Source organism: Actinosynnema sp. NPDC059797 (assembly GCF_042732085.1).
In the GTDB taxonomy this organism is placed as follows: Bacteria; Actinomycetota; Actinomycetes; order Mycobacteriales; family Pseudonocardiaceae; genus Actinosynnema.
On record NZ_JBHWIE010000502.1, the window covers coordinates 1 to 4,150 of the forward strand.

Annotated in this window: 5 protein-coding genes and 1 pseudogene; 4 read left to right on the plus strand and 2 right to left on the minus strand. The window is 72.6% G+C overall.

What is annotated here, in order from left to right; all coding sequences use genetic code 11:
* Together ACFV4N_RS40540 and ACFV4N_RS40545 are read right to left on the minus strand one after the other, a co-directional pair.
* Window positions 1-819, minus strand: a pseudogene (locus ACFV4N_RS40540) (hypothetical protein); the annotation flags it as partial.
* Window positions 816-1,139, minus strand: coding sequence for a PadR family transcriptional regulator (locus ACFV4N_RS40545; RefSeq protein ID WP_499678003.1), 324 nt, complete (start codon window positions 1,137-1,139; stop codon window positions 816-818). The pseudogene ACFV4N_RS40540 and the gene ACFV4N_RS40545, both read right to left, overlap by 4 nt.
* Window positions 1,140-1,356: 217 nt before the next feature.
* On the opposite strand from ACFV4N_RS40545, the gene ACFV4N_RS40550 reads away from it, so the two are divergent.
* The 4 genes from ACFV4N_RS40550 (at window position 1,357) to ACFV4N_RS40565 (ending at window position 4,053) form a co-directional block, all read left to right on the plus strand.
* The gene (locus ACFV4N_RS40550; protein ID WP_499678004.1) at window positions 1,357-2,073 is read left to right on the plus strand and encodes a thymidine kinase; all 717 of its coding nucleotides are present in this window, start codon (window positions 1,357-1,359) and stop codon (window positions 2,071-2,073) included.
* A gap of 106 nt (window positions 2,074-2,179) precedes the next feature.
* Window positions 2,180-2,740 (plus strand): helix-turn-helix domain-containing protein, encoded by a 561-nt coding sequence (locus tag ACFV4N_RS40555; RefSeq protein WP_499678005.1) that lies wholly within the window; start codon window positions 2,180-2,182, stop codon window positions 2,738-2,740.
* Between the two features lie 27 nt (window positions 2,741-2,767).
* Window positions 2,768-3,244: an NUDIX hydrolase gene (locus ACFV4N_RS40560; RefSeq protein WP_499678006.1), complete on the plus strand. Its 477-nt coding sequence runs from the start codon at window positions 2,768-2,770 to the stop codon at window positions 3,242-3,244.
* 464 nt (window positions 3,245-3,708) lie between these two features.
* Entirely contained in the window at window positions 3,709-4,053 is a 345-nt protein-coding gene (locus ACFV4N_RS40565) for an RNA polymerase-binding protein RbpA (protein WP_499678007.1), read from the plus strand.
* The last annotated feature ends 97 nt before the right edge of the window (window positions 4,054-4,150 follow it).

Consider the following 4,150-nt stretch of genomic DNA (forward strand, 5'->3'; position numbering starts at 1 on the left):
GGGCCAGAGTCGCCTCCGGCACCCCCGTGCCCGCCAAGGTCTTACTCCCCCGTGGGGGTGGCCACCCACCGGGAGGGCCTCCCCCTCGGAGGGTCTGCCGCCGTGCGCCGGGGCCGTCCGGTCCCCCGCCCGCCACGGCCGGAACACCACCACCAGCACCACCGCCACCACCCAGGCCCCCAGGAACGCCGCCCACGACAGCCCCACCGCCGCCAGCGCGCCCACCACCCCCGCGACCACCCCCGCCGCTGCGGTCACCCACCACCGCGACGACGGCCGCGGCGCCTCGACGTGGAAGCCCGCGACCACCGCCGCCGCGGTCACCCACAACGGCAGCGCGAACAGCGTCGCCCACCACGACGGCCAGCCCATCAGCACCGACTGCGCCCACGGCGCCACCGCCAGCACCCCGACCACCCCGGCCGCCGCCCTCCCCGCCGCCCGGCGACCCGCCACCAGCCCCGCGAACGCCACGACCACCGGCACGTACCACCACCACGACTGCGGCGGCACGCCGAACCGCACCGCGACCACCGCCTCCTGGCCCATGGCCACCAGCTGCGCCAGCAGACCCGTCATCCCCACCAGGCGCACCGCCTCGCCCGCCGGTCGCCGCGCGCCCAACCGCACCCGCACCGCCAGGCCCAGCGTCGCCGCCGCCTCGCCCCACCCCGGCCAGCCGTGCTCCAGGTCCAGCGCGTCGTCCCGGTCGGCCAGGAACAGCCCGACCATCTCCTCCTCGCGCCCGGCCCGGTACCAGCCCGGCAGCAGCCGCAGCAACGCCCGGTACCTGCGCTCCAACCTCGACGTGCCGCTCACAGCGCCCCCCTGGCCCGCAACACCGACGACGCCGCCCGCACGTTGGCCGACAGCCGCGCCACCTCCGCCGACAACTCCCGCACCCCGGTGTCGGTCAGCCGGTAGTACCGGCGCAGCCGACCCTGGTGCACCTCCTCGCGGTCCTGTTCCGCCCACCCGTCGGCCACCAACCGGTCCAGCACCCCGTAGAGGGTGCCCACCCGCAGCCGCACCCGGCCCTCCGAGAGGTCCTGCACCGCGCGCACGATCGCGTACCCGTGCAGCGGCTGCTCCGCCAACGCCGTCAACACCAGGAACGCCTGTTCCGACAGACCCTTCACACCACAGGTTATATCGCGTCGCGGTATATTCCGTCGAGCGAAACCTCAGGGCGTTCAGGCCGGTGGTTGTCCGCTGTTGATGGGTGGCGACACCGCGAGGTGTTGCGTTCGGGCAACACTGAAGTCACGAAGACCCCGAAACCACCACACCCGCCGCGAGACGATCACGGCGGGCCGCGCCACCCCACCCCCCACCGGCGCACTAGGGTGGCCCGCCGTGGAACCCACCAACCCGGCCCAGGACCCGACCGACGCGCTGTCCCCCGTGCCCTCGCCCGGCACCGGACACGCCCTGTCCCCCACCGGCAGGCTGCGGTTCTTCTTCGGCCCCATGGACTGCGGCAAGTCCACCCTCGCCCTGCAGATCGACCACAACCAGGCCCGCCAGGGCCGCCGCGGCCTCCTGCTGGTCCGCCACGACCGCTCCGGCACCCCCACCATCTCCAGCCGCATGGGCCTGGCCCGCACCGCCCTGGAGGTCCACGAGGACATGGACCTGTGCACCGTCGTCCGCGACCACTGGGCCCGCGGCGCCCGCATCGACTACCTCATCGTCGACGAAGCCCAGTTCCTCTCCCCCGACCAGGTCGACCAGCTCGCCGAACTCGCCGACGACGCCCGCCTCGACGTCTACTGCTTCGGCCTGGCCACCGACTTCCGCAGCGCCCTGTTCCCCGGCTCCCGACGCCTGTTCGAACTCGCCGACGAACTCCACGCCATCCAGGTCGAGGTCCTGTGCTGGTGCGGCCGCCCCGGCCGGTTCAACGCCCGCGTCCACGACGGCGAGGTCGTCCGCGCCGGCGACACCGTCCTGGTCGCCGACACCGCCGTCGCCGCCGACGAGGTCCGCTACCAGGTCCTGTGCCGGGCCCACTACCGCACCGGCGACCTCGGCCCCGCCACCCTCGCCGGCCGCCAGCTCAGCCTCACCTGAACCCCCGCGCACCCGGGCCCCGCGCAACACCGCACCCCACCCGCCGGCGCCACCACCCCTCCCCGTCCCACAATGGACAAACACCGTTGCCGGAACAGGGACAGCCATGGACGACGTGCTCGACAAGGTCGGCGAACGACTCCGCCACATCCGCACCAGCCGCGGCGCCACCCTCGCCGACCTCGCCGCCGCCACCGGCATCTCCAAGAGCACCCTCTCGCGCCTGGAGTCCGGCCTGCGCAAACCCAGCCTCGAACTGCTCCTGCCCATCGCCCGCGCCCACCGCGTCCCCCTCGACGAACTCGTCGGCGCCCCACCCGTCGGCGACCCCCGCATCCGCCCCGTGCCCGTCCGCCGCAACGGCATGACCATCCTGCCCCTCACCCAGCAACCCGGCGGCCTCCAGGCCTACAAGATGATCATCCCGCCGCGCGGCGAACCCGACCCCCGCACCCACACCGGCTACGAGTGGCTCTACGTCCTGTCCGGCCGCCTGCGCCTCGTGCTCGCCGACCACGACGTCGTCCTGGCCCCCGGCGAGGCCGCCGAGTTCGACACCCGCCTGCCCCACTGGTTCGGCCCCGCCGACGACGAACCCGTCGAGATCCTCAGCCTGTTCGGCAAACAGGGCGAACAGATCCACATGCGCACCCGCCGCAAGACCTGACCCCACCCCACCGCCACACTGGACCCCATGACCGGCAAGCGCAGCGCGGGCATCGTCCTGCACCGCCACCACGACGGCGAGCTCCAGGTCCTCCTCGGCCACATGGGCGGCCCCTACTGGGCCGCCAAGGACGCCGGCGCCTGGTCCATCCCCAAGGGCATGCCCGAGGACGACGAGGACCCCGAGACCACCGCCCGCCGCGAGTTCACCGAGGAACTCGGCCTGCCCCTGCCCGAGGGCGAGCTGCGCCCCCTCGGCGAGGTCCGCCAGGCCGGCGGCAAGGTCGTCCAGGCCTGGGCGCTCGCCGGCGACCTCGACCCCGAACAGGTGATTCCCGGGACTTACACCATGGAGTGGCCCCGCGGCTCCGGCCGGTTCCGCAGCTTCCCCGAACTCGACCGCGTCGCCTGGTTTTCCCTGGTCGAGGCCAAGGAGAAGATCGTCAAGGCCCAGGCCGAGCTGCTGGACCGACTCCAACGGGACGTTGCGCTCGGGCAACACTGAAGCGATCGTGACCACAAAGGGCGGGGGTCGACGTTTGAGAGCCGGCCTCCGGGGTGATTCATCCTCGTGTCCGCCACCGACCTCGACCGCGCCGCCGCCCGGCGGGCCGTGCCGCCCTCGGCCCCAATGAAATTACGTTGCGTGACCGCAAGCATGACGGGCGTCACTACTCCTGAGTTAAACCCGACGTAACGTCGCCCTGCGTGTTCGGTCTAAGCTGTCGCAGCCGCACGTCCTCTGCCAGGATTACGCCATCCGTGTGATGAACGAATCCGACAGCTGGATAACGCGTCACGATCCGCCCGCGATGGCATCCCCAGGAAGGAAGCCTTCGTTGACGGGTGAAAGACGTCACTGTGGGCGACGACGACCGTGACACCGGGAACGAACGGAGCAATCCGATCGTTGCACTCGGTAGCAACAAAGCCTGGGCACCGCCCTGAGCCGAGCGAAAGGACACCGCCATGGCCGACCGCGTTCTACGGGGTAGCCGGCTCGGAGCTGTCAGCTACGAGACCGACCGCAATCACGACCTCGCCCCGCGCCGGTCGGTGCGGTACGCCTGCCCCAAGGGCCACGACTTCGAGGTCCCCTTCTCCGACGACGCCGAGATCCCCCACACCTGGGAGTGCCGACTCCACGGCCTGGAGTCCAAGATCATCGACGGCGCCGAGCCCGAGGCGAAGAAGGTCAAGCCGCCGCGCACCCACTGGGACATGCTGCTGGAACGGCGCACCATCCCCGAGCTGGAGGAACTGCTCGACGAGCGGCTCGAAGAGCTCAAGGGACGACGCACCCGCACCGCCTGAGCCGACACGGGGAGGGGGGCCCCGGGCCGGTGCGGGGGGGCCCCCCCCCGCGACCACCCAGGGGGCCGGGGGGCCCCCCCGGGCCCCCCCGCGCCCG

What these genes read in the sequence shown, in the direction of transcription:
- ACFV4N_RS40555 (WP_499678005.1), top strand. Translation starts at nt 2,180, where the DNA reads ATGGACGACGTGCTCGACAAGGTCGGCGAACGACTCCGCCACATCCGC.
- ACFV4N_RS40560 (WP_499678006.1), top strand. Translation starts at nt 2,768, where the DNA reads ATGACCGGCAAGCGCAGCGCGGGCATCGTCCTGCACCGCCACCACGAC.
- ACFV4N_RS40565 (WP_499678007.1), top strand. Translation starts at nt 3,709, where the DNA reads ATGGCCGACCGCGTTCTACGGGGTAGCCGGCTCGGAGCTGTCAGCTAC.